At 61.3% G+C, this 23,358-nt stretch carries 21 protein-coding genes and 1 other RNA gene; 15 read left to right on the forward strand and 7 right to left on the reverse strand.

The features are described 5' to 3' along the window. The first annotated feature begins 133 nt into the window (after nt 1-133). Together I6G83_RS04135 and I6G83_RS04140 are read left to right on the forward strand one after the other, a co-directional pair. Nucleotides 134-529 carry a DoxX family protein gene (locus I6G83_RS04135; RefSeq protein WP_054305936.1) on the forward strand — a complete coding sequence of 132 codons (396 nt, stop codon included), beginning with the start codon at nt 134-136 and terminating at the stop codon, nt 527-529. A 65-nt stretch (nt 530-594) separates the two neighbouring features. Next, entirely contained in the window at nt 595-1,581 is a 987-nt protein-coding gene (locus tag I6G83_RS04140; protein WP_054305935.1) for a glutathione S-transferase family protein, read from the forward strand. Between the two features lie 32 nt (nt 1,582-1,613). On the opposite strand, the gene I6G83_RS04145 is transcribed toward I6G83_RS04140, so the two are convergent. Beyond that, the gene (locus I6G83_RS04145) at nt 1,614-2,510 is read right to left on the reverse strand and encodes a LysR family transcriptional regulator (protein WP_015961962.1); all 897 of its coding nucleotides are present in this window, start codon (nt 2,508-2,510) and stop codon (nt 1,614-1,616) included. A 232-nt stretch (nt 2,511-2,742) separates the two neighbouring features. Between I6G83_RS04145 and I6G83_RS04150 the strand changes: the two genes are divergently transcribed. Beyond that, entirely contained in the window at nt 2,743-3,444 is a 702-nt protein-coding gene (locus I6G83_RS04150; protein WP_054305934.1) for a pirin family protein, read from the forward strand. Between the two features lie 17 nt (nt 3,445-3,461). Here I6G83_RS04150 and I6G83_RS04155 read toward each other — a convergent pair whose 3' ends face one another. Continuing rightward, a complete protein-coding gene (locus I6G83_RS04155) occupies nt 3,462-4,025 on the reverse strand; it encodes a TetR/AcrR family transcriptional regulator (protein ID WP_054305933.1) in 564 nt (187 codons plus the stop codon). 101 nt (nt 4,026-4,126) lie between these two features. Here I6G83_RS04155 and I6G83_RS04160 point away from each other — a divergent pair, with 101 nt between their 5' ends. From I6G83_RS04160 to narI, 8 genes are all read left to right on the forward strand, one after another. Further along, nucleotides 4,127-4,597, forward strand: a complete 471-nt coding sequence (locus I6G83_RS04160) for a nuclear transport factor 2 family protein (protein ID WP_054305955.1) — start codon at nt 4,127-4,129, stop codon at nt 4,595-4,597. A 112-nt stretch (nt 4,598-4,709) separates the two neighbouring features. Further along, nucleotides 4,710-5,246, forward strand: coding sequence for a dihydrofolate reductase family protein (locus I6G83_RS04165; RefSeq protein ID WP_054305932.1), 537 nt, complete (start codon nt 4,710-4,712; stop codon nt 5,244-5,246). Beyond that, the gene (locus I6G83_RS04170) at nt 5,243-5,812 is read left to right on the forward strand and encodes a TetR/AcrR family transcriptional regulator (protein ID WP_054305931.1); all 570 of its coding nucleotides are present in this window, start codon (nt 5,243-5,245) and stop codon (nt 5,810-5,812) included. Before I6G83_RS04165 ends, I6G83_RS04170 begins: the two co-directional genes overlap by 4 nt. A 272-nt stretch (nt 5,813-6,084) precedes the next feature. Then, nucleotides 6,085-7,473 (forward strand): nitrate/nitrite transporter NarU, encoded by a 1,389-nt coding sequence (narU, locus tag I6G83_RS04175; RefSeq protein WP_054305930.1) that lies wholly within the window; start codon nt 6,085-6,087, stop codon nt 7,471-7,473. 82 nt (nt 7,474-7,555) lie between these two features. Next, entirely contained in the window at nt 7,556-11,296 is a 3,741-nt protein-coding gene (locus I6G83_RS04180; RefSeq protein ID WP_062779220.1) for a nitrate reductase subunit alpha, read from the forward strand. Then, nucleotides 11,293-12,837, forward strand: coding sequence for a nitrate reductase subunit beta (gene narH / locus I6G83_RS04185; protein ID WP_015961969.1), 1,545 nt, complete (start codon nt 11,293-11,295; stop codon nt 12,835-12,837). The genes I6G83_RS04180 and narH overlap by 4 nt, the downstream gene beginning before the upstream one ends. Then, nucleotides 12,837-13,532, forward strand: a complete 696-nt coding sequence (gene narJ / locus I6G83_RS04190; RefSeq protein ID WP_054307905.1) for a nitrate reductase molybdenum cofactor assembly chaperone — start codon at nt 12,837-12,839, stop codon at nt 13,530-13,532. Before narH ends, narJ begins: the two co-directional genes overlap by 1 nt. Further along, nucleotides 13,529-14,209, forward strand: coding sequence for a respiratory nitrate reductase subunit gamma (narI, locus tag I6G83_RS04195; RefSeq protein ID WP_015961971.1), 681 nt, complete (start codon nt 13,529-13,531; stop codon nt 14,207-14,209). Before narJ ends, narI begins: the two co-directional genes overlap by 4 nt. Before the next feature lie 53 nt (nt 14,210-14,262). Here the strand turns inward: narI and rnpB are convergent. Both rnpB and rsmI read right to left on the reverse strand, forming a co-directional pair. Continuing rightward, an RNA gene (gene rnpB, locus I6G83_RS04200) (RNase P RNA component class A) lies at nt 14,263-14,640 on the reverse strand. A 32-nt stretch (nt 14,641-14,672) separates the two neighbouring features. Then, entirely contained in the window at nt 14,673-15,536 is an 864-nt protein-coding gene (gene rsmI, locus I6G83_RS04205; RefSeq protein ID WP_015961972.1) for a 16S rRNA (cytidine(1402)-2'-O)-methyltransferase, read from the reverse strand. 62 nt (nt 15,537-15,598) lie between these two features. On the opposite strand from rsmI, the gene I6G83_RS04210 reads away from it, so the two are divergent. The 4 genes from I6G83_RS04210 (at nt 15,599) to dolP (ending at nt 19,243) form a co-directional block, all read left to right on the forward strand. After that, nucleotides 15,599-17,641: a penicillin-binding protein activator gene (locus I6G83_RS04210; RefSeq protein WP_054307410.1), complete on the forward strand. Its 2,043-nt coding sequence runs from the start codon at nt 15,599-15,601 to the stop codon at nt 17,639-17,641. Then, complete coding sequence (locus I6G83_RS04215; protein WP_171020804.1) at nt 17,638-17,991, forward strand: YraN family protein; 354 nt, start codon at nt 17,638-17,640, stop codon at nt 17,989-17,991. Before I6G83_RS04210 ends, I6G83_RS04215 begins: the two co-directional genes overlap by 4 nt. Nucleotides 17,992-18,063: 72 nt before the next feature. Further along, nucleotides 18,064-18,654, forward strand: a complete 591-nt coding sequence (diaA, locus tag I6G83_RS04220; RefSeq protein ID WP_015961975.1) for a DnaA initiator-associating protein DiaA — start codon at nt 18,064-18,066, stop codon at nt 18,652-18,654. A 13-nt stretch (nt 18,655-18,667) separates the two neighbouring features. Beyond that, nucleotides 18,668-19,243, forward strand: a complete 576-nt coding sequence (gene dolP / locus I6G83_RS04225; RefSeq protein WP_054307412.1) for a division/outer membrane stress-associated lipid-binding lipoprotein — start codon at nt 18,668-18,670, stop codon at nt 19,241-19,243. Nucleotides 19,244-19,284: 41 nt separating this feature from the next. Here the strand turns inward: dolP and mtgA are convergent, their stop codons facing one another. The 3 genes from mtgA to arcB all read right to left on the reverse strand — a co-directional run bounded on the left by mtgA (nt 19,285) and on the right by arcB (nt 23,266). Continuing rightward, on the reverse strand, nt 19,285-20,019 hold the full coding sequence (mtgA, locus tag I6G83_RS04230; protein WP_015961977.1) for a monofunctional biosynthetic peptidoglycan transglycosylase: 735 nt from the start codon (nt 20,017-20,019) through the stop codon (nt 19,285-19,287). Next, the gene (elbB, locus tag I6G83_RS04235) at nt 20,016-20,669 is read right to left on the reverse strand and encodes an isoprenoid biosynthesis glyoxalase ElbB (RefSeq protein ID WP_054307413.1); all 654 of its coding nucleotides are present in this window, start codon (nt 20,667-20,669) and stop codon (nt 20,016-20,018) included. Before elbB ends, mtgA begins: the two co-directional genes overlap by 4 nt. 257 nt (nt 20,670-20,926) lie before the next feature. Next, complete coding sequence (gene arcB, locus I6G83_RS04240; protein ID WP_054307414.1) at nt 20,927-23,266, reverse strand: aerobic respiration two-component sensor histidine kinase ArcB; 2,340 nt, start codon at nt 23,264-23,266, stop codon at nt 20,927-20,929. Between the last annotated feature and the right edge of the window lie 92 nt (nt 23,267-23,358).

The raw sequence follows: 23,358 nt of genomic DNA on the forward strand, positions 1-23,358 counted from the left end.
TTGCTAACAAAGTGTACGCTTCACGATTAACATTCATTCCATCGAAACGGACGGCGCGCCAGAACAACGCTCTGCACACCGCCGGATGACATAACACAGCCAGCGTGGCGCAAAAAAACTTTTGGAGTGAATGATGAAAAAATTAGAAGATACCGGTTTGTTGGTGGCGCGTATTCTGATGCCAATCCTGTTTATCGTCGCCGGCTACGGCAAAATGGGCGACGCTTACGCCGGCACTCAGCAGTACATGCAATCGATGGGCGTACCGGGCTTCCTGCTGCCGTTGACCATCCTGCTGGAGTTTGGCGGCGGCCTGGCGATTCTGTTCGGCTTCCTGACGCGCACTACCGCGCTGTTCACCGCCGGCTTCACCATCCTGACCGCGCTGCTGTTCCACACCAACTTTGCAGAGGGCGTTAACCAGCTGATGTTTATGAAAAACCTGACCATCGCCGGCGGTTATATCGTACTGGCGGTCGCCGGCCCGGGCGCCTTCAGCATCGACCGCCTGCTGAACAAGAAGTGGTAAACTAACCTTAAGGGAGCCAGGCATGCCTGGCTCCCTCTCTGTCATCCAAGACGAAGGAGACTCCCATGGGACAACTCGTTGACGGCGTTTGGCAAGACGTCTGGTACGACACCAAATCCACCGGCGGCCGCTTCAAGCGCTCCACCTCCCAGTTCCGCAACTGGATCACCGCCGACGGACAGCCCGGCGAACACGGCAACGGCGGCTTTAATGCAGAAAAAGATCGCTACCACCTGTACGTATCCCTCGCCTGCCCGTGGGCGCACCGCACCCTGCTGATGCGCAAGCTGAAAGGGCTGGAGCAGATCATTCCGGTTTCGGTGGTCAATCCGCTGATGCGGGAAAACGGCTGGACCTTCGCCGACGACTTCCCCGGCGCCAGCGGCGATCCGCTGTACCACGCCGACTTCCTGTATCAGCTCTATCTGCGCGCCGACCCGCACTACAGCGGCCGCGTCACCGTACCTGTGCTGTGGGATAAACAGCGGCAGACCATCGTCAGCAACGAGTCCGCCGACATCCTGCGCATGTTCAACAGCGCCTTTGACGGCGTCGGCGCACGCGCCGGCGACTATTACCCGGCCGAGTTGCGCGAAAAAATTGATCAACTGAACGGCTGGATTTACGACACCGTCAACAACGGCGTCTACAAAGCCGGCTTCGCCACCAGCCAGGAGGCGTATGATGAGGCGGTAAGCGGCGTGTTTGCTTCGCTGGAGCGGCTGGAGCAGATCCTCGGCCAGCACCGCTATCTGACCGGCGACCGGCTGACCGAGGCGGACTTACGCCTGTGGACCACGCTGGTGCGTTTCGACCCGGTGTATGTCACCCATTTTAAGTGCGACAAGCGGCGCATCAGCGACTACCTGAACCTGTACGGCTTCCTGCGCGATATTTATCAGCTGCCGGGCGTCGACGAGACGGTCGATATGGCGCATATCCGCCATCACTATTACCGCAGTCACGCCACCATCAATCCGTACGGCATTATCTCCATCGGCCCGGCGCAGGATTTGAATGAGCCGCACGGCCGCGACCAGCGTTTCCGTTAATAAAAAAACCTCGCCGCTCGGCGAGGTTTTCACTATTTCTGGGCGAACAGTCGCGGGATTTCACGCAGGAACCAGGCTTTCGCCTCGCCCATGCTGTCGCGCCGCCAGGCCATAATGATGTCCGCCTCGCGGCTGTATTCCGGCCCCACCACGCGCAGCCGCCCCTCTGCGATATCTTTTTCCACCATGGCGTACGGCATGGTCGCCACCCCCAGGCCGGCCAGCAATGCCCGCCGCTTATCTTCGATGGTGCTGACGGTCAGCCGCTGCTGCTTGTCCAGCAGCTGTACGGTAATCACCGGCCGCTCACGCGCGGTGTCCGCCACCGCAATGCCGCGGTATTTCACCCGGGTGGCTTCCGACAGCGGCTCCGGCTCCTGATGGATCGGATGATCCGGCGCCGCCACGTAGACGCTCATCACCTTGTACAGCTTGCGGGTGTTGATTTCCGACGAGGCGCGAAAGTGCATATCCGGCGCGATCACAATATCGGCCCGCCCCTGTTCCAGACGCTCCCAGGCGCCGGCCAGCACCTCGCTGAAAATCGACACCTGGGTATTGGCCTTCAGCGCCAGCTTGTCGACCAGCGGGAACAGCAGGCTGGGCGGCGACAGCGCCTCGCTGACGATGGTGATATGGGTTTCCCAGCCGCGCGCCAGCGCTTCAGCGTCGGTGGTCAGCTTATCGGCCGCCTCCAGCAGCACCCGGCCGCGCTCCAGCAGCATGCGCCCGACGTTGGTGAATTTGGTGCGGTGGCCGGAGCGGTCAAACAGCACCACGTCCAGCTCCTCTTCCAGTTTTTGCATGGTGTAGCTGAGCGCCGACGGCACCCGGCCCAGCTCATCCGCCGCCGCGGCAAAACTGCCGCGGCGGTCGATGGCATCCATCACCCTTAACGCCTCAAGCGTTAACGCCCGATCTCTGGCCATTGCATCTCTCTGTCAGGAAATTTGAATATGGCAACCAGATTAACTGGCTAACAATCTGCCGTCCAGATGCTTACCATTTATACCCATCATACTTCGAGCGGCAAAGGCGTTGGCTGCGCTCAGTCCCCCGAATCACTGACCCGGGTCAACGCAGCGGGATTCCTTCTTTTGCCGCCTTCCTGCCGCTCGAATTATTCAGGATATACAGATTGAAATTAGAGAGCCCATTGCCATGATTACATGCAGAACAGCAGAACAATGCGGGCAAGCTGACTTTGGTTGGCTGCAGGCTCGCTACACCTTCTCTTTCGGACACTACTTCGACCCCAAACTGATGGGGTACGCCTCGCTGCGGGTGCTGAACCAGGAAGTGCTGGCGCCGGGCGCCGCCCTGCAGCCACGCGCCTACCCCAACGTCGATATCATCAACCTGATCCTGCAAGGGGAAGCCGAGTACCGCGATAACGACGGCAACAGCGTGCGCGCCGCCGCCGGCGAAGCCCTGTTGCTGGCGGCGCACGCCGGCGTCAGCTACGGCGAACAGAATCTTGGCGCCGACACGCCTCTGACGCGCATGCAGCTTTGGCTGGACGCCTGCCCGGAACGCAGCAACGAGCGGATTCAGCGCCTGACGCTGCAACCGCAGCCGCACCAGCTGCTGGCCTCGCCGGACGGTGCGCAGGGCAGCCTGCATCTGCGCCAGCAGGTGTGGGTGCATCACCTGGATTTACCGCCGGGTGAAACGCTGACGCTGCCGCTGCACGGCGCGCGCGCCTACCTGCAGTCAATCCACGGCGCCTGTTCCGCCCACGGCGAGCATCATGCGCCGCAGCACCTGACCTGCGGCGACGGCGCTTTTGTGCATAATGAAGCCCGGCTTACGCTGCACGCCGCAACGCCGCTGCGCGCCTTGCTAATTGATTTGCCGGAGTAACGGCCAGACGCCTGCGCCTAACCTCTCAGGCTGTCCGCCACACAGTCGCGCAGCAAAGAGAGCGTCTCGTCGCCGTTTTCCCCGCGCTGCGCCATCACTATCGCCCCGTCGGCCAGCAACGCCAGTTTGTGCGCCGCGCGCGCCCCCTGCTGGTCGCCCGGCAGAAAAGCGGCAATCGCCAGCCGCATATCCTGCTTATGCTCACGCACCAGCGCCAGCGTCTCCGGCAGACTGTCGGCCATTTCCACCGCCGTATTGATAAACGCACAGCCGCGAAAATCCGCCGTGGCGAACCACTGCGCCAGCGTAGCGGGCAACGCCTGCACCAGCGTGCCGCCGTCCGTCATCTCCCGCGCCAGCGTCTCACGGAACCAGCCGATCCAGCGCTGATGCCGGTAGCGTAAAAACGCCAGGATCAGGTCGTTTTTGGCGGGAAAATGGCGATAAAAGGTCACTTTGGTCACCCCGGCCTGCTTAATAATCCGGTCGATACCGGTGGCGCGGATGCCGTCGCGGTAGAACAGGTCGTGGGCGGTTTCAATAATGCGCTCGCGCGCGCTGCGTGAATCGGCTGTGGTCATGGCTGCCTCCTGGCGGACATTATCGCAACATGTAGACAGGTCTGTCTACATCGGATAATCTGCGCATGTAGACAACTCTGTCTACATACCGCGAGGAAATGATGATGGAAACCCGTCCCCCACTGCCGCCCTTTACGCTGGACAGCGCCCGGCAAAAAGTCCGCCTGGCCGAAGACGCCTGGAACAGCCGCGATCCGCTGCGGGTGTCGCAGGTCTACACGCCGGACACCCGCTGGCGCAACCGCGCCGAGTTCGTCAACGGGCGTGATGAAGTGGTGCAGTTTTTACAGCGCAAGTGGCACAAAGAGCTGGAATATCGCCTGATCAAAGAGCTGTGGGCGTTTGACGCGCACAGAATTGCGGTGCGTTTCGCCTATGAGTGGCATGACGATTCCGGCAACTGGTATCGCAGCTACGGCAATGAGAACTGGGAATTTAATGCGCAGGGGTTAATGACCACCCGTTTCGCCTGCATTAACGACAGCCCGATAGCCGCCGCCGAACGCCGCTTTCACTGGCCGCAGGGCCGACGCCCGGACGAGCATCCGGGGCTGAGCGACTGTGGTTTCTGACTCCATCCGGCGCTGTACAGAGCCGTTCAGCGCCGGTTAGAACGATAAATTTGACGTTATCGCTCTGTGACGCCACTATTATTTATACAACGTATAAATAATAGGTATTGAAATGATCTCCGGACACGTTTTCATCGCGACAAGTCTTGACGGTTTTATTGCCCGCACCGACGGCGATATCGGATGGCTGCTCGAACGCGACGATCCCCTGGAGGATCATGGCTACGATGATTTTATTGAGAATATTGACGTCATACTGATGGGCCGCGGAACCTATGAGTCCGTACAACATGTCCGCCCATGGCCATACGCCCGCCCGGTGCTCATCCTCTCAGGTACGCTGGACGAACAGCACATCCCTGCCGAGTTAACCGGCAAAATTCGTTTTTCTACCTGCTCGCCAACGCAGGCGATGACGATGCTGGCAGCCGAAGGACATCAGCGGGTATATGTCGATGGCGGCCGCATTATCCAGTCATTTTTGCAGGCTGGTCTAATCGCCGATCTGGTGATCACCCATATTCCCGTGTTGCTGGGGCAGGGGCGCGCTCTGTTTGGCGCTCTTCCCGGCGATATTCCGTTAGTTCATGAGCACACCCGTACCTTCGCTTCCGGGTTGGTTCAGTCACGCTATCGAGTTGCTTCATGAGCCGCCCGGCAGGCCGTCCGTCGCGCGACAACCGGGTGATTTTGCCAGATGAGATCCTGTCTGCTGCGTTGGCGATACTGGATACGCAGGGAGCGGAAGCCTTTACGATGCGCGCTTTGGCAACGAAGCTGCACATCAACCCGATGACGATCTATCACTATTTTGGCGACCGCGACGGCTTGATCGCCGCACTGGCGGAAAAGGTGTATCAAGAGGTTTTCCCCTCACCAACCGGCGATCCCCTCCCCCGACTTGCGGGGTTGTTACGCGCTTACCACAGTCAAGTATTGCAGCACCCTGGGCTGACGCTGCTTATTTTCAGCCGGCCCACGGTGTTCCCTGAACAGGCCAGACGTATCACCGCAGACATTACACAACTGCTGCAGCAAAGCGGGCTGCCGTCAGCCGGTGCCAGGTTATGGGTCGATATAATTGTCGATTTCACCCATGGTGCCGCGCTGGCGACGGCGGCAGGGGCACACTCAGCCATTGAACGTAACGCCGCCGCCAAAAACTATGCCGAAGCGCTGGCTGAATTATTGAGTGCGCTAAAAAAGCGCCAATAACGACCTCATCGCGGTAGTCCTTGCTGCCGCCGTCAACCTTTCTGCTCGCTTTGCCTCTCTTCCTCAGCCAGACTCAAGATTGATGTATTTGGATATTAACGGTTACAAAAATTTACACGCATAACCTTACTAAATAAGTCGATATATCACATAACCCGCATTCTTCATCTACGCTTCAATCTAAAACCTGTTTCACAGGTCAAAAAACAGTCTGTCGGCAAATTCTAAAATTCAAGCTTGTTTTCATTAAGTTAGCCATTTAGTGAGGGCATATGTCGCAACAAACTGAGAAAGATAATCCCTATCTTTTGCGTGACTGGCGGCCGGAGAATGAGGCTTTCTGGAACAATAAAGGTAAGGGCATTGCGCGTCGTAATCTGGTGATTTCCGTCTGTTGTCTGCTGCTGGCGTTCTGCGTCTGGATGTTGTTCAGCGCCGTCGCCGTCAACCTGAACAAGGTGGGCTTTAACTTTACCACCGACCAGCTCTTTCTGTTGACCGCGTTGCCCTCGCTCTCCGGCGCGCTGCTGCGCGTGCCCTACTCGTTTATGGTGCCGATATTCGGCGGCCGCCACTGGACGGTGATCAGCACCGTGATTCTGGTGCTCCCCTGCATCGCGCTCGGCATCGCCATTCAGCACCCCGCCACGCCTTACTGGGTGTTTATTATTATCGCCCTGCTGTGCGGCTTCGCCGGCGCCAACTTTGCCTCCAGCATGGGCAACATCAGCTTTTTCTTCCCGAAGGCCCGGCAGGGTAGCGCGCTGGGGATTAACGGCGGCCTGGGCAACCTCGGGGTCAGCGTGATGCAGATGATCGCGCCGCTGGTGATCCTGCTGCCGCTCTTCACCCTGCTTGGCGTGCCGGGCGCCGCACAGGAGGATGGCTCCACGCTGTGGCTGGCCAACGCCGCCTGGATCTGGGTGCCGCTGCTGCTGGCGGCCACCCTGGCCGCCTGGGTCGGCATGAACGATATCGCCAGCTCCAAGGCCTCGATCGCCGAGCAGCTGCCGGTGTTAAAGCGTCTGCACCTGTGGCTGTTAGGGCTGCTGTATCTGGCGACCTTCGGTTCGTTTATCGGGTTTTCCGCCGGCTTCGCCATGCTGGCCCAGACGCAGTTTCCCGAGGTGGATATTCTGCAGCTGGCGTTTTTCGGCCCGTTTATCGGCGCGCTGGCGCGTTCGCTGGGCGGCGTGATCTCCGACAAACTGGGCGGCGTGCGCGTCACCCTGATCAACTTCATCTTTATGGCGCTGTTTACCGCCCTGCTGTTCCTGACCCTGCCGGGCAGCGGTTCCGGCAGCTTCCTGGCGTTCTATCTGGTGTTTATGGGGCTGTTCCTCACCGCCGGGCTGGGCAGCGGCTCCACCTTCCAGATGATTGCCGTGATCTTCCGCCGCATCACCCTCGACAGGGTGAAGGCCCGCGGCGGCAGCGATGAGCAGGCGCAGCGCGAAGCGGTGACCGATACCGCCGCCGCGCTGGGCTTTATCTCCGCCATCGGCGCCGTCGGCGGCTTCTTTATCCCCAAAGCCTTCGGCACCTCACTGGCGATGACCGGCTCGCCGGTCGGCGCGATGAAAGTCTTTTTGGTGTTTTACATCGTTTGCGTGCTGGTGACCTGGCTGGTTTACGGTCGCCGCTCAGCCGCCAAGAAATAATCGACCCGTTGCAGCGGGCCCTATCAGCAATCTGTGAGCAGTGTAACCACAGGGTGTGAGCAGCCCTGTCAGGAGAAATGTCATGAGTAAGCTACTCGATCGCTTTCGCTACTTTAAGCAAAAAGGCGACACGTTTGCGGACGGCCACGGCCAGGAGATGAACACCAACCGGGACTGGGAGGACAGTTACCGGCAGCGCTGGCAGTTTGACAAAATCGTCCGCTCTACCCACGGGGTCAACTGCACCGGCTCCTGCAGCTGGAAGATCTATGTTAAAAACGGTCTGGTGACCTGGGAAACCCAGCAGACCGACTACCCGCGCACCCGCCCCGATATGCCCAACCACGAACCGCGCGGCTGCCCGCGCGGCGCCAGCTACTCCTGGTATCTCTACAGCGCCAACCGCCTGAAGTACCCGCTGGTGCGCAAGCGCCTGATTGAGCTGTGGCGCGAAGCCCTGCAGCAGCACGGCGATCCGGTCGCCGCCTGGGACGCCATTCAAAGCGATCCGCAAAAAACCGCCGGCTACAAACAGGCGCGCGGCCACGGCGGCTTCGTGCGCTCCAACTGGCGCGAGCTGAATCAGCTGATTGCTGCGGCCAACGTCTGGACCATCAAACACTACGGCCCGGACCGCGTGGCCGGCTTTTCGCCGATCCCGGCGATGTCGATGGTCTCCTACGCCGCCGGCACCCGCTATCTGTCGCTGATCGGCGGCACCTGCCTGAGTTTTTACGACTGGTACTGCGACCTGCCGCCGGCGTCGCCGATGACCTGGGGCGAACAGACCGACGTGCCGGAATCCGCCGACTGGTACAACTCCAGCTACCTGATTGCCTGGGGCTCGAACGTGCCGCAGACCCGCACGCCGGACGCGCACTTCTTTACCGAGGTGCGCTACAAGGGCGCAAAAACCATCGCCATCACGCCGGACTACTCTGAAGTCGCCAAGCTGTGCGACCAGTGGCTGGCGCCCAAACAGGGCACCGACAGCGCGCTCGCCATGGCGATGGGGCACGTGATTTTAAAAGCCTTCCACCTGGATAATCCCAGCGACTATTTCCTCAACTACTGCCGGCGCTATACCGATATGCCGATGCTGGTGCTGCTGGAACCGCGCGAAGACGGCAGCTACGCGCCGGGCCGCATGCTGCGCGCCGCCGATCTGGTCGATAACCTGGGGGAGAGCAACAACCCGGAGTGGAAGACGGTGGCGTTAAGCCAGGCGGGTGAGCCGGTGGCGCCGAACGGTTCCATCGGCTTCCGCTGGGGTGAAAAAGGCAAATGGAACCTGGAGCCGCTGGCGGCCGGCGCGGAAACCGAGCTGCGGCTGTCCCTGCTGGGCGAACACGATGAGGTGGCCGGCGTCGCGTTCCCTTATTTCGGCGGCAATGAGAACCCGCACTTTCGCAGCGTGCCGCAAACGCCGGTACTGGTGCATCAGCTGCCGGTCAGGCGCCTGACGCTGGCCGACGGCGGCGAGGCGCGGGTCGCCAGCGTGTACGACCTGTTGCTGGCCAACTACGGGCTGGAGCGCGGGCTGGGCGATCCCCACTGCGCCCGGGATTTTTCGGAGGTCAAAGCCTATACCCCGGCCTGGGCCGAGCAGATCACCGGCGTGCCGCAGCAGCATATCGAGCGCATCGCCCGGGAGTTCGCCGATAACGCGCATAAGACTCACGGCCGCTCGATGATTATTCTCGGCGCCGGGGTCAACCACTGGTACCACATGGACATGAACTACCGCGGCATGATCAATATGCTGGTGTTCTGCGGCTGTGTGGGGCAAAGCGGCGGCGGCTGGGCGCATTACGTCGGGCAGGAGAAGCTGCGGCCGCAGACCGGCTGGCTGCCGCTGGCGTTTGCGCTGGACTGGAACCGCCCGCCGCGGCAGATGAACAGCACCTCTTTCTTCTACAACCACGCCAGCCAGTGGCGCTATGAAAAACTGACCGCGCAGGAGCTGCTCTCCCCGCTGGCCGACGCCGGCCGCTTCAGCGGCCATCTGATTGACTTCAACGTGCGCGCCGAACGCATGGGCTGGCTGCCCTCCGCCCCGCAGCTGAACGTTAACCCGCTCGGCATCAAGGCGCAGGCCGACGCCGTCGGCGCCTCTCCGGTGGACTACACCGTGCAGGCGCTGCAAAGCGGCGATATCCGCTTCGCCTGCGAACAGCCGGACAGCGGCGGCAACCACCCGCGCAACCTGTTTATCTGGCGCTCCAACCTGCTGGGGTCGTCCGGCAAGGGCCACGAATATATGTTGAAGTACCTGCTCGGCACCGACAGCGGCATTCAGGGCGAGGCGCTGGGTGACGCGGACGAGGTGAAGCCGGAAGAGGTCGAATGGCAGCAGGCGGCCATTGAAGGCAAGCTGGATCTGCTGGTCACCCTCGATTTCCGCATGTCCAGCACCTGCCTGTTCTCCGATATCGTGCTGCCGACCGCCACCTGGTACGAAAAGGACGATATGAACACCTCGGATATGCATCCGTTTATTCACCCGCTGTCCGCCGCGGTCGATCCGGCCTGGGAATCGCGCAGCGACTGGGAAATTTATAAAGGCATCGCCAAGGCGTTTTCCGAAACCTGCGTCGGCCATCTGGGGCAGGAAACCGATGTGGTGCTGCAGCCGCTGCAGCACGACTCCCCGGCGGAGCTGGCGCAGCCGTTCGACATTCAGGACTGGCGCCATCGCGAATGCGACCTGATCCCCGGCAAGACCGCGCCGAATATCGTGGCGGTGGAGCGCGACTACCCCGCCACCTATGAGCGTTTTACCTCGCTCGGCCCGCTGATGGATAAGCTCGGCAACGGCGGCAAGGGCATCAGCTGGGAGACGCAGAACGAGGTGGCGTTCCTCGGCAAGCTGAATTACACCAAAACCGCCGGGCCGGCCAAGGGGCGGCCGCTGATCGACAGCGCGCTCGACGCTTCGGAGGTGATCCTGACGCTGGCGCCGGAAACCAACGGCCAGGTGGCGGTGAAGGCCTGGAAGGCGCTCGGCGAATTTACCGGCCGCGATCACACCCATCTGGCGCTCAATAAAGAAGATGAGAAGATCCGCTTTCGCGATATTCAGGCGCAGCCGCGAAAAATCATCTCCAGCCCGACCTGGTCAGGGCTGGAGAGCGAGCACGTCTCCTATAATGCCGGCTACACCAACGTCCATGAGCTGATCCCGTGGCGAACGCTGTCCGGCCGTCAGCAGCTGTATCAGGATCACCCGTGGATGCGCGCCTTCGGCGAAAGCCTGGTGGCCTACCGGCCGCCGATCGATACCCAGAGCGTCAGCAAAATGCGCGCCGTGCCGCCCAACGGCTTCCCGGAAAAGGCGCTGAATTTCCTGACGCCGCACCAGAAATGGGGCATCCACTCCACCTACAGCGAAAACCTGCTGATGCTGACGCTGTCGCGCGGCGGGCCGATCGTCTGGCTGAGCGAAAGCGACGCGCGCGAGCTGGGCATTGCGGATAACGACTGGATCGAGGCCTTCAACGCCAACGGCGCGCTGACCGCCCGCGCGGTGGTCAGCCAGCGCGTACCGCCCGGCATGACCATGATGTACCACGCCCAGGAGCGCATCATGAATATCCCCGGCTCCGAGGTGACCGGCATGCGCGGCGGCATCCACAACTCCGTCACCCGCGTCTGCCCCAAACCCACCCATATGATCGGCGGCTACGCCCAGTTGGCCTACGGGTTTAACTATTACGGCACCGTCGGCTCGAACCGCGACGAATTCATCATGATCCGCAAGATGAAAAACGTGAACTGGCTGGACGGTGAAGGCCACGATCAGGTACAGGAGCCGAAAAAATGAAAATACGTTCACAAGTGGGCATGGTGCTCAACCTCGATAAATGCATCGGCTGCCATACCTGCTCGGTCACCTGCAAAAACGTCTGGACCGGGCGCGAAGGGATGGAGTACGCGTGGTTTAACAACGTGGAGACCAAGCCGGGCATCGGCTACCCGAAAAACTGGGAGGATCAGGATACCTGGCAGGGCGGCTGGATCCGCAAGATCAACGGCAAGCTGGAGCCGCGCCTCGGCGGCCGCGTCGGCGTACTGTCCAAGATCTTCGCCAACCCGAACCTGCCCGGCATCGACGACTACTACGAGCCTTTTACCTACGACTATCAGCACCTGCACAGCGCGCCGGAAAGCAAGCATCAGCCCACCGCCCGGCCGCGCTCGCTGATCAGCGGCAAACGCATGGACAACATCGAGTGGGGCCCCAACTGGGAGGAGCTGCTCGGCGGCGAGTTTGAAAAACGCGCCCGCGATAAAAACTTTGAGGCCATGCAGAAGGAGATGTACGGCGAGTTTGAAAACACCTTCATGATGTACCTGCCGCGCCTGTGTGAACACTGCCTCAACCCCAGCTGCGTCGCCACCTGCCCGAGCGGCGCGATCTACAAGCGGGAAGAAGACGGCATCGTGCTGATCGACCAGGACAAGTGCCGCGGCTGGCGGCTGTGCATCAGCGGCTGCCCGTACAAGAAAATCTACTTTAACTGGAAAAGCGGCAAGTCCGAGAAGTGCATCTTCTGCTATCCGCGCATTGAATCCGGCCAGCCGACCGTCTGTTCGGAGACCTGCGTCGGCCGTATCCGCTATCTGGGCGTGCTGCTGTATGACGCGGACCGCATCGAAGAAGCAGCCAGTACCGAGCATGAAACCGATCTGTACGAACGCCAGTGTGAAGTGTTCCTCGATCCGCACGATCCGACGGTGATCGAAGAGGCGCTGAAGCAGGGGATCCCGCAAAACGTGATCGAGGCGGCGCAAAAGTCGCCGGTGTACAAGATGGCGATGGACTGGAAACTGGCGCTGCCGCTGCACCCGGAATACCGCACGCTGCCGATGGTGTGGTACGTGCCGCCGCTGTCGCCGATTCAGTCGGTGGCCGACGCCGGCGCGCTGCCGCACAACGGCAATATTCTGCCGGCGGTGGAGAGCCTGCGTATCCCGGTGCAGTATCTGGCCAACCTGCTCAGCGCCGGCGATACCGGCCCGGTGCTGCGCGCGCTGAAGCGCATGATGGCGATGCGCCACTACAAACGCTCGCAAACCGTGGAAGGCGTAACGGACACCCGCGCGCTGGAGGAGGTCGGCCTCAGCGTCGAGCAGGTGGAGGAGATGTACCGCTACCTGGCGATCGCCAACTATGAGGATCGCTTTGTCATCCCCACCAGCCACCGGGAAATGGCCGAAGACGCCTTCCCGGAACGCAACGGCTGCGGCTTTACCTTCGGCGACGGCTGCCACGGCTCCGACACCAAGTTCAACCTGTTCAACAGCAGCCGCATTGACGCCATCAATATCACCGAAGTGCAGGACAAGGCGGAGGGCAAGTGATGCAAATCCTGAAAGTCATCGGCCTGCTGATCGACTACCCGGACGACGATCTGTGGGCCGCCGCCGACGAGGTCATCCCGCTGGTCGAGCAACGGGCGCCCGAGCTGCTGCCGTTTACCCGCACGCTGTTCAGCGCCCCGCTGCTGGAGCGGCAGGCGCAGTGGTGCGAGATTTTCGACCGCGGGCGCGCCACCTCGCTGCTGCTGTTTGAGCACGTGCACGCCGAATCCCGCGACCGCGGCCAGGCGATGGTGGAACTGATGGGCCAATACCAGCAGCAGGGTCTGCAGCTGGCCCGACGGGAGCTGCCGGACTATCTGCCGCTCTATCTGGAATACCTCAGCATTCTTCCCCCCGCGCAGGCGCAGGAAGGGCTGCAGAACGTCGCGCCGATTCTGGCGCTGCTCGGCGCCCGGCTGAAACAGCGCGGCGCGGCATGGCAGCCGCTGTTTGATACGCTGCTGGCCCTGGCCGGCAGCCCGCTGCGCAGCGACAACGCCAGCCGCCAGGCGGCGGCGGAGGAGCGCGACGATACGCCGCAGGCGATGGACGCGGTGTGGGAAGAGGAACAGGTGAAGTTTATCGACGACAACAGCGCCGCCTGCGACAGCTCGCCGCAGCAGAGTTACCAGCGGCGCTTTAGCCAGGACGTCGCGCCGCAGTATGTCGACGTCGGTTCAGGAGGCCCGAAATGATCCAGTTTCTGAACGTCTTCTTTTACGATATCTATCCCTATCTGTGCGGTACGGTCTTTTTGCTCGGCAGCTGGCTGCGTTATGACTACGGGCAATACACCTGGCGCGCCGGCTCCAGCCAAATGCTGGACAAACGCGGCATGCGCCTGGCCTCCAACCTGTTTCATATCGGCATTCTGGGGATCTTTTTCGGTCACCTGTTCGGCATGCTGACGCCGCACTGGATGTACGCCTGGTTCCTGCCGATCGCCGTCAAACAGCAGCTGGCGATGGTGCTGGGCGGCGTGTGCGGCGTGCTGACGCTGGTCGGCGGCATCATGCTGCTGGTGCGCCGGCTGTTTAATCCGCGCATCCGCGCCACCTCCAGCACCGCCGATATCCTGATCCTCAGCATTCTGCTGATTCAGTGCCTGCTGGGGCTGTCCACCATTCCCTTCTCCGCCCAGCATATGGACGGCAGCGAAATGCTGAAACTGGTGGGCTGGGCGCAGGCGGTGGTCACCTTCCAGGGCGGCGCTTCGGCGCATCTGGACGGCGTCGCGCCGATCTTCCGCATCCATCTGGTGCTCGGCATGACCATCTTCCTGCTGTTTCCGTTCACCCGTCTGGTGCACGTCTGGAGCGCGCCGGTGGAGTACTTCACCCGTCGCTATCAGGTGGTGAGAACGCGCCGTTAGCGTGACAAAAGCAAACGGGCTGACGCATCGCGCCAGCCCGTTTGTCTGAAGAGGAGTGGAGTTGACCGGTAAGCCGGGTTCTGTCGTGGACAGTCATTCCTCTAGGCCAGCAATCGCTCACTGGCTCAAGCAGCCTACCCGGGTTCAGTACGGGCCGTACCATGTGAACCCCTATTTGGCCTTGCTCCGGGTGGAGTTTACCGTGCCGCGAACTGTTGCCAGCCGCGCGGTGCGCTCTTACCGCACCCTTTCACCCTTACCTGATCCCGCTTGCGCGGGCCATCGGCGGTTTGCTCTCTGTTGCACTAGTCGTAGGCTTGCGCCCCCCAGGCGTTACCTGGCACCCTGCCCTATGGAGCCCGGACTTTCCTCCCCTCCACCTGTCTCCCCAATGAGGACGGCAGTGAAGCGGCGACTGTCTGGTCAACTCCGGCGCGGATGATAGGCCATAACGTCCGATTTGTCACCCTTCCTGTTGCTCGAGCGCGTATTTATACAACGCATTCTTCTTCACGCCGTGGATTTCCGCCGCCAACGCCGCCGCTTTCTTCAGCGGCAGTTCCTTGTGCAGCAGCGCCAGCGTGCGCAGCGCCTCCGGCGGCAGCGCATCCTCCTGCGCCTTGTGCCCTTCGACGATCAGCACCATCTCGCCGCGCCGGCGCACTTCATCCTCCTGCACCCAGGCCAGCAGCTCGCCGACCGGCGCGCCGTAAATCGACTCCCAGGTTTTGGTCAGTTCGCGCGCCAGCACCACGTAGCGATCCGGCCCCCACACCGTCACCATATCCTGCAGGCTGTCCAGCAGGCGGTGGGTGGATTCATAGAAAATCAGCGTGCGAGGTTCCTCTGCCAGCGCGAGCAGCGTATCCTTACGCCCCTTGGTTTTCGCCGGCAGGAAGCCTTCGTAGCAGAAACGGTCCGAGGCGACGCCGGCGGCGCACAGCGCGGTGGTGGCGGCGCAGGCGCCCGGCAGCGGCACCACGCGGATGCCCGCTTCGCGGCAGCGCCGCACCAGGTGGTAGCCGGGGTCGTTGATTAACGGCGTCCCGGCATCGGAAACCAGGGCTATACTTTGACCTTCCTGCAGTTTTGCCAGCAGTTGGTCAGCCTTTTGCTGTTCATTATGGTCGTGCAGGGCAAACAATCGCGCGTTAATCGCGAAGTGTTGCAGCAACAATCCGGTATGGCGCGTGTCTTCCGCCGCGATCAGATCAACGCTTTCCAGCACCGCTAACGCGCGTTGAGTGATATCACCCAAATTGCCGATCGGGGTGGGCACCACGTACAGCGTTGATGCAGAAATGACTGATTGTTGGTGTTGATTCATTGTTTCATCCGGATTGCCGATTTAATATTGAGCATCTTGAAAAAAACATCACTGGATACAGTATGCTTTCCTCAAAATTCGTTCGTACCAAAGCAGGGCGTTTTATGCCTGTTATCGTGGCTACCCTGCTGCTTGCAGGCTGCCCAGGCCAGGCTCCGCAGACTCCGCCCGCCAATATTCAGGACGAGGCGAGCGCCAGCTCCGATTACTATCTGCAGCAAATGCAGCAGAGCAGCGATGATAACAAGGCTGACTGGCAATTACTTGCTATTCGCGCATTGTTGCGCGAAGGGAAACTGCCGCAGGCCAACCAACAGCTGGGCGCGCTGCCGCAGAACCTGAGCGGCGAGCGGCAGACGGAGCGCCAGCTGCTGAACGCCGAGCTGCAGATCGCAGGCAAAAATCTCAGCGCCGCGCGCAATACGCTGAACGGCATCGACAACAACACGCTGTCGCCGAACCAGCGCGTGCGCTTCTATCAGGCGCAGATCGCCGCCAATCAGGGCAAAGCCTCGCTGCCGCTGATCCGCGCCTATATCGCGCAGGAGCCGCTGCTGAACGACAAGGCGCACCAGGATAATCTGGACCAGACCTGGAAAACCCTGCTGGGGCTGACGCCGCAGGATATGAACAACCTGGTGATCAACGCCGATGAAAACGTCCTGCAGGGCTGGCTGGATCTGCTGCGCGTCTATCAGGAAAACCGCCAGGATCCGGACATGCTGAAAGCCGGCATCAAGGACTGGCAGAACCGCTATCCGCAAAACCCGGCCGCCAAGTCGCTGCCGACCCAGCTGAACCAGGCGCTGAACCTGACCCAGGCCTCTACCTCCAACATTGCCCTGCTGCTGCCGATGAACGGCCAGGCAAAGGTGTTTGCCGACGCCATCCAGCAGGGTTTTGAAGCGGCGAAGAACGGCACCGCCGGCGCCCCGGCACCGTCCCAGCCGCCAGCGCAGCCGGCCGCCGGCAGCGCCGAGCAGCCGGTAACCGCGCCTGACGCGCAGTCCGGCGATATCAACGCCAACGGCGCGGTCAGCACCTCAGCGCCGGCGCAGGAAGACGCCGCCGCGCCAATCAGCGCCGCGCAGCCAAGCGCACCGGCCGCAACGCCGGCACCGGCCCAGCCGCAGATGAGCAACGCGCAGATTAAGGTGTATGACACCTCCAGCCAGCCGCTGTCTGCCCTGCTGGCGCAGGCGCAGCAGGATGGCGCGACCCTGGTGGTCGGCCCGCTGCTGAAAAACAACGTCGACCAGTTGGCCAACACCAGCACCACGCTGAACGTGCTGGCGCTCAACCAGCCGGAAACGCCGCGCGACAACCCGAACGTCTGCTACTTCGCCCTGTCGCCGGAAGATGAGGCGCGCGACGCCGCCCGCCATATCTGGGGACAACAGAAGCGCCAGCCGCTGCTGCTGGTGCCGCACGGCGCGTTCGGCAACCGCGTCGCCAAAGCCTTTGCCGAAGAGTGGCAACAACAGGGCGGCGGCACCGTGCTGCAACAGAACATTGGCTCGGTGAATGAACTGCGCCAGTCGGTACGCTCCGGCATCCGCCTGTCCGGCACCCCGGTCGCCGCCAGCGCGCCGGCGCAGCAGTCGGTCACCGTCGCCGGCCTGACCATCCCGGCGCCGCCGAGCGATATTCCGGCGGCCACCGGCGGCCGGGTCGACGCGGTTTACATCGTCGCCAACCGCTCGCAACTGACGCTGATCAAGCCAATGATCGATATGAACATCAACGGTCGCGGCAAGCCGTCGCTGTACGCCAGCTCGCGCAGCTACCAGGCCGGCTCCGGCCCGGACTTCCGTCTGGAAATGGAAGGTCTGCAGTTCAGCGATATCCCGATGATGGCCGGCGCCAACCCGCAGCTGATGCGTCAGGCCGGCGCCAAGTTCCGCAACGACTACTCCCTGATGCGTCTGTACGCCATGGGCGTGGACGCCTGGCAGTTGGCTAACCACTTCTCCGAAATGCGTCAGCTGCCGGGGTTCCAGCTGTCCGGCGCCACCGGCGCGCTGACCGCATCGTCTAACTGCGTGATCAACAGGAAGCTGCCTTGGCTGCAATATCGTCAGGGTCAGATCGTTCCGGCCTCCTGAGCCAACGCACCAAGGGGGCGGGCTATGAAGTACAGGCCCGCCGCTATCTGGAACGCGCCGGGCTCGTCTTCGTCGCCGCCAACGTGGCGGTGCGCGGCGGCGAGCTCGATCTGATTATGCGCGACGGCCAGACCTGGGTGTTCGTGGAGGTTCGCTACCGGCGCAACGCCGCCTTTGGCGATGCCGCCGCCAGCGTCACCTATCGCAAGCAACAGCGCCTGTTGCACGCCGCCGCCGTCTGGCTGGCGGGGCGAGGCGCCAGTTTCGACACTTCGCCCTGCCGTTTTGACGTTTTGGCCTTCACCGGCAGCCAGTTAGCATGGATACCCAATGCCTTCAATGCGGATTAAACCTCCGCCGCGGGCATAAGCCGATGAGATAAGTTCTACGTTGCCGGTGCAGCCGGCCTGGATAATGACAACGTGTTAGAAAGAATCAAAACCTGTTTTACCGAAAGCATTCAGACCCAGATCGCGGCGGCGGAAGCGCTGCCGGACGCCATTTCCCGGGCGGCGATGACGCTGGTGCAGTCGCTGCTCAACGGCAATAAGATCCTGTGCTGCGGCAACGGCACCTCCGCCGCCAACGCCCAGCATTTTGCGGCGAGCATGATTAACCGTTTCGAAACCGAACGCCCCAGCCTGCCGGCGATCGCCCTGAACGCGGATAATGTGGTGCTGACCGCTATCACCAACGATCGTCTGCATGATGAAGTGTACGCCAAGCAGGTGCGCGCGCTCGGCCAGACCGGCGACGTGCTGCTGGCAATTTCCACCCGCGGCAATAGCCGTGATATTGTTAAGGCCGTTGAAGCCGCAGTCACCCGCGATATGACCATCGTCGCGCTGACGGGGTACGACGGCGGGGAGCTGGCCGGCCTGTTGGGCCAGCAGGACGTAGAAATCCGTATTCCATCACACCGCAGTTCACGAATTCAGGAAATGCATATGCTGACGGTAAACTGCCTATGCGACCTGATTGATAATACGCTGTTTCCCCACCAGGACGATTGATTAAGGAGTTCGAATGAAGCTTCATACTGTTTACGCCGTGCTGCTAGGCGCTCTGATGCTGCAAGGCTGCGTACCGGCCGTGGTGGTCGGCAGCGCAGCGGTGGCGACCAAAACCGCCACCGACCCGCGCACCATTGGTACGCAGGTTGACGACGGCACGCTGGAAGCGCGGGTCGAAAATGCGATGAGCAAGGATCAACAACTGAAGAAAGACGCCCGCGTGGTGGCTACCGCCTATCAGGGCAAGGTGCTGCTGACCGGCCAGGCGCCGAGTCCTGACCTGTCCGCCCGCGCCAAGCAGATCGCCATGGGCGTGGAAGGCGCCACCGAGGTGTATAACGAGATCCGCCAGGGCACGCCGGTCAGCCTGAGCACCGCGTCTGCCGATACCTGGATCACCACCAAGGTGCGCTCGCAGATCCTGACCAGCGACACGGTCAAATCCTCCAACGTCAAAGTCACCACCGAGAACGGCGAAGTGTTCCTGCTCGGCCTGGTGACCGAACAGGAAGGGCAGTCGGCGGCGCAGATCGCCAGCCAGGTGAGCGGCGTCAAGCACGTCACCACCGCCTTTACCTACGTGAAGTAATGCCCCACGGGGCGAGGCCTGCGCCTCGCCCCGCTCTCTGCTCAATCCAGCCGGTTGGCCTTCAGGAAGCTTTCCCCGCCCAGTTGCCGCATCTGGCGCAAAATCCACTGCTGACGCTGTATCACGTACGCCGACGGCGCATCGGCCTTGAAGCGGTGCGGGTTCGGCAATACCGCCGCCAGCAGCGCCGCTTCCGAAGCGCTGAGACGCCGGGCCGGCTTATTAAAGTAACGCTGCGACGCCTCTTCAACGCCAAACACGCCGTCGCCCAGCTCCACGATATTGAGATACACCGTCAGAATGCGGCGTTTGCTCCACACCAGCTCAATACCGCCGGTCAGCCCCGCTTCCAGCCCTTTACGCAGCCAGCTGCGTCCGTCCCACAGGAACAGGTTTTTCGCCGTCTGCTGCGACAGGGTTGAAGCGCCGCGGATACGCGCCGGACGCCGCTCGTTGTGGTCCAGCGCCTTCTCAATGGCGGAGACGTCGAACCCCCAGTGCTGCGGGAATTTCTGGTCCTCGGCGGCCATCACCGCCAGCGCCATATTGGGTGAGATCTCGCTCATCGCCACCCAGTCGGAGTGCGCCACATAGCCAAAGTCGCCGCGCAGCCAGGCGCTGACCTGCCGCTCCGCCATCACGGCGGAAAACGGCACCGGCAGGAACGCAAACAGCACAATGCCGGCCAGCCACAGGCCGAGCAGCGTCAGCACCCCGCGCTTCAGCCAGCGCCACGGCAGGGATAACAGCGACCTGCGCGCCGCCTTTTTTCTCATTCGGTCAGGTCCAGCACGCGTGAAACCAGCTTATCAATTCCGCTGGCCGCTTCGCCGATAGACTGCGCCAACATATACGCCGGCGTGGTCACCACCTTGTGTTCGCCGTCGACCACAATATCGTCAACAGGACAAATCACCGGTTCTCCGCCCATGGTATCAATCACTTCCCCGAGATCGGGATCGTTACCAATGGTCAGCCTGACCTGCTGGTCAAGCAGCTTCGGCAGCAGCGCCGGGGCAATACACATAAAACCAATTGGTTTGTTCGCCTTATGCATTTCCCGCGTCAATCTCGCCAGATCGTCATCCACCTCACACTCGGCGCCCTGTGTGGCAAAGCTGCTCAGGTTCTTGGCCGCGCCGAAACCGCCCGGCACGATCAACGCATCCAGCTGCTCGGCGCGCGCGGCGGAAAGCGGCTGCACCTGGCCCCTGGCAATCCGCGCCGACTCCGTCAGCACATTACGCTGCTCGCCGGTCTCATCCCCAGATAAATGATTAATTACATGCAGTTGAGGCTTATCCGGTGCAAAACACACCGCCTGCGCCCCGGCGCGATCCAGCGCCAGCAGCGTCAGTACCGCCTCGTGAATCTCCGTACCGTCATAAACTCCACAACCGCTGAGCACTACCCCAACCTGTTTCATCGCCGTTCTCCTCACCAATATTGTCAATGAGTTAGTGCGCTAAGTTGACAAACACTAATCTACATCACACATTTTAATGAATCTTCTAACAAGAGCGCTTACATTTGGTATGTTGTTGGCTGTATGATGTATAGGAAACCTCCTCGAGGTTTCAGAATTTTCTACAACCTGCGCAAGCAGAAACTTAAAACCAATACGCGGGTTCACGTTTTCCCTGGTGTTGGCGCAATATTCGCGCACCCCGGCCTCGGTCGGGGTCATTTTTTTTCTGCATTCTCTACCCAGGCGCGCAGCATCGCGACGTCGTTCTGCCACTCCTGCTTCAGCTCATCCACCCAGTCCTGCACGTTATCCCACCACGCCGGCAGCGTTGGCGTCTGAATCTGCTGTGCCAGCTGTTGCAGATGACGCAGGCCGACCGAGCCCGCCGCGCCTTTGATTTTATGCCCCTCTTCGGCAATGCCTTTCTGATCGCGCGCCGTCATGTTGGAATCCAGCACCGCCAGATAGCCAGGCATCATCTGCTCAAACATCTCCAGACTCTGATGAATCAGCTGCGGCCCCACCAGCTCCATATACTGCTCCAGCATGGCGGTATCCAGTAACGACTCGTTAATCTGCATCGCGTTGTGCTCCGTCTTCTTTGTCGCATGAGTAGGTTGATGATCCCAGTAGTGCTGAATCATTTTGGTCAACGCCGGCACCGAAAGCGGCTTGCTCAGAACGTCGTCCATGCCCGCCTCCAGGTACTCTTTTTTGTCTTTCAGCACGTTGGCGGTCAGCGCAATCAGCGGCGGCAGCGCCTGCCCGTCATAGCGCTCGCGCAGTTCGCGGGCGATATCCAGCCCGGTCATATCCGGCAGCTGGATATCCAGCAGCACCAGATCGAACTCGTCCGGGTCAAACATCGCCAGCGCATCATGGCCGTTCATCGCCACCTCGACACTGTTGCCCAGTTTCTCCAGCACCGAACGCGCGACGATAACGTTCAGCTCAATGTCTTCCACCAGCAGAATATGCAGCGCCGGCAGCGGCAGCGCCTCTTCGCTTTCCTCCTCCGTCGCCGCTTCTTCCAGCGCCGGCGCCTTGATGGTCAGCGTAAAGCAGGAGCCGTGGCCCGGCTGGCTGCTGACGGTGATGTCGCCGCCCATGCTCTGCGCCAGCCGCTTGGACACCGCCAGGCCGATGCCGGTGCCGGTCGCCGGCCGGCCGCCGCGCTGGTCCTTGACCTGATAATACATGGCGAAGATCTTGTCCTGCTCATCCTGCGGAATGCCCATGCCGGAGTCTGCCACGTCAAACACCAGTTTCTCCTGCCCTTCACGCCGCACCCGCACCGTGATGTTCCCCTGCTGGGTAAACTTCACCGCGTTGCCGATCAGGTTCCACAGGATCTGGCGCAGGCGCGTGCCGTCGGTGAGGATTTTCTGCGGCAGCGGCGCCTGCGGCTCCAGCACAAAGCGCAGCCCCTTCGGCTGCGCCAGCAGGCCGGAGAGATTTTCCAGATCCGCCAGGAAACCGGTGAAATCGACCGGCTGGTTGTCCAGCTGCACCTTGCGCCGCTCGATTTTGTCCATCTCGATAATGTCGTTGAAAATGTTGCCGAGGGTAATCGCGCTGACGTGGATGGTTTTCAGGTAGTTCAGCTGTTCGTCGTTCAGTTCGGTATCCAGCAGAATGCGGCTGAGGCCGACGATGCCGTTAAGCGGCGTACGCAGCTCGTGGCTGATGGTGGAGATAAAGGTGGTCTTCTCCCTGCTGGCGTTCTCCAGCGCGTCCTGATAGCGCTTACGCTCGGTAATATCGCGCCCGAAGCCCATCAGGCCGTGACGCTTGCCGACCCGATCGTAAAACGGCACCTTGCGCAGCTCAAAGCAGGCCTTGCGCCCGTCCGGATACACCAGCCACTGCTCGTAGGTCAGCGAAACGTTGTGACGGAACACTTTCTCATCGGTTTCAATCACTTTATCCGCAATGTCCTGCTCATACACGTCATTCGGCGTCAGGCCGATCAGCTGCTTTTCGCTTTTGCCGGTCAGCAGCTCCATCGCCCGATTGCAGCCGGAAAACTCTTTGTCTTCATTGCGGTAATACACCAAATCCGGCGAGGCATCGAGGAACGAACGCAGCAGGGCGGACTGCTGGCCCAACTCGATCTGCGCCAGTTCGCGCTGCTCCATCTCCTCTTTCAGCTTGTCCATCACCTGCAGACGCGCCTCTTCCGCCTTGATACGGTCGGCGATCTCCTGGTTAAGCTGGCTGATGTTGTCCTTCAACTGCTGGTTCAGCTCCAGATCGCGGTGGCGCATCTCCTCCAGCTTGTCGACCAGCCGCGCCAGCCGCTGACGCGACTCCTCCAGCTGCTCCACCACCACCGACAGGAAATAGACCGCCCACGGGGTGATCAGCAGACCAAAGAAGATAGAGCGCACCACATCGATGCTCTCGACCTCGCCGCGCAGCAGCATGGTCACGGCCATCTGCACCACCATCGCCAGCACCACCAGCGCCGAAGCCAGCAGCAGCGAAAAACGCACCAGCCCCAGCTTCACCATTAAATCAACGTAGTACTGGGCCAACACCCGGATTTGCTTCATGAACGGCTCCCTACAGACATATGGCTTAAATCATACCGCAAATCGTCCCGTTACAGAGATTGCGTCGGCGGAAGTGTGGAAAAGACGGCAAA

The sequence above is a fragment of the Serratia rubidaea genome, assembly GCF_016026735.1.
GTDB classification, from domain to species: domain Bacteria; phylum Pseudomonadota; class Gammaproteobacteria; order Enterobacterales; family Enterobacteriaceae; genus Serratia_B; species Serratia_B rubidaea.

Bases quoted from the DNA above. Each gene is read 5' to 3' on its own strand.
- narU (WP_054305930.1), top strand. From the start codon at position 6,085: ATGTCGCAACAAACTGAGAAAGATAATCCCTATCTTTTGCGTGACTGG.
- elbB (WP_054307413.1), bottom strand. From the start codon at position 20,669: ATGAAACAGGTTGGGGTAGTGCTCAGCGGTTGTGGAGTTTATGACGGT.
- I6G83_RS04165 (WP_054305932.1), top strand. From the start codon at position 4,710: ATGATCTCCGGACACGTTTTCATCGCGACAAGTCTTGACGGTTTTATT.
- narI (WP_015961971.1), top strand. From the start codon at position 13,529: ATGATCCAGTTTCTGAACGTCTTCTTTTACGATATCTATCCCTATCTG.
- I6G83_RS04140 (WP_054305935.1), top strand. From the start codon at position 595: ATGGGACAACTCGTTGACGGCGTTTGGCAAGACGTCTGGTACGACACC.
- I6G83_RS04150 (WP_054305934.1), top strand. From the start codon at position 2,743: ATGATTACATGCAGAACAGCAGAACAATGCGGGCAAGCTGACTTTGGT.
- I6G83_RS04160 (WP_054305955.1), top strand. From the start codon at position 4,127: ATGATGGAAACCCGTCCCCCACTGCCGCCCTTTACGCTGGACAGCGCC.
- rsmI (WP_015961972.1), bottom strand. From the start codon at position 15,536: ATGAATCAACACCAACAATCAGTCATTTCTGCATCAACGCTGTACGTG.
- arcB (WP_054307414.1), bottom strand. From the start codon at position 23,266: ATGAAGCAAATCCGGGTGTTGGCCCAGTACTACGTTGATTTAATGGTG.
- mtgA (WP_015961977.1), bottom strand. From the start codon at position 20,019: ATGAGAAAAAAGGCGGCGCGCAGGTCGCTGTTATCCCTGCCGTGGCGC.
- I6G83_RS04135 (WP_054305936.1), top strand. From the start codon at position 134: ATGAAAAAATTAGAAGATACCGGTTTGTTGGTGGCGCGTATTCTGATG.
- I6G83_RS04155 (WP_054305933.1), bottom strand. From the start codon at position 4,025: ATGACCACAGCCGATTCACGCAGCGCGCGCGAGCGCATTATTGAAACC.
- I6G83_RS04170 (WP_054305931.1), top strand. From the start codon at position 5,243: ATGAGCCGCCCGGCAGGCCGTCCGTCGCGCGACAACCGGGTGATTTTG.
- I6G83_RS04145 (WP_015961962.1), bottom strand. From the start codon at position 2,510: ATGGCCAGAGATCGGGCGTTAACGCTTGAGGCGTTAAGGGTGATGGAT.
- I6G83_RS04180 (WP_062779220.1), top strand. From the start codon at position 7,556: ATGAGTAAGCTACTCGATCGCTTTCGCTACTTTAAGCAAAAAGGCGAC.
- narH (WP_015961969.1), top strand. From the start codon at position 11,293: ATGAAAATACGTTCACAAGTGGGCATGGTGCTCAACCTCGATAAATGC.
- narJ (WP_054307905.1), top strand. From the start codon at position 12,837: ATGCAAATCCTGAAAGTCATCGGCCTGCTGATCGACTACCCGGACGAC.
- dolP (WP_054307412.1), top strand. From the start codon at position 18,668: ATGAAGCTTCATACTGTTTACGCCGTGCTGCTAGGCGCTCTGATGCTG.
- I6G83_RS04210 (WP_054307410.1), top strand. From the start codon at position 15,599: ATGCTTTCCTCAAAATTCGTTCGTACCAAAGCAGGGCGTTTTATGCCT.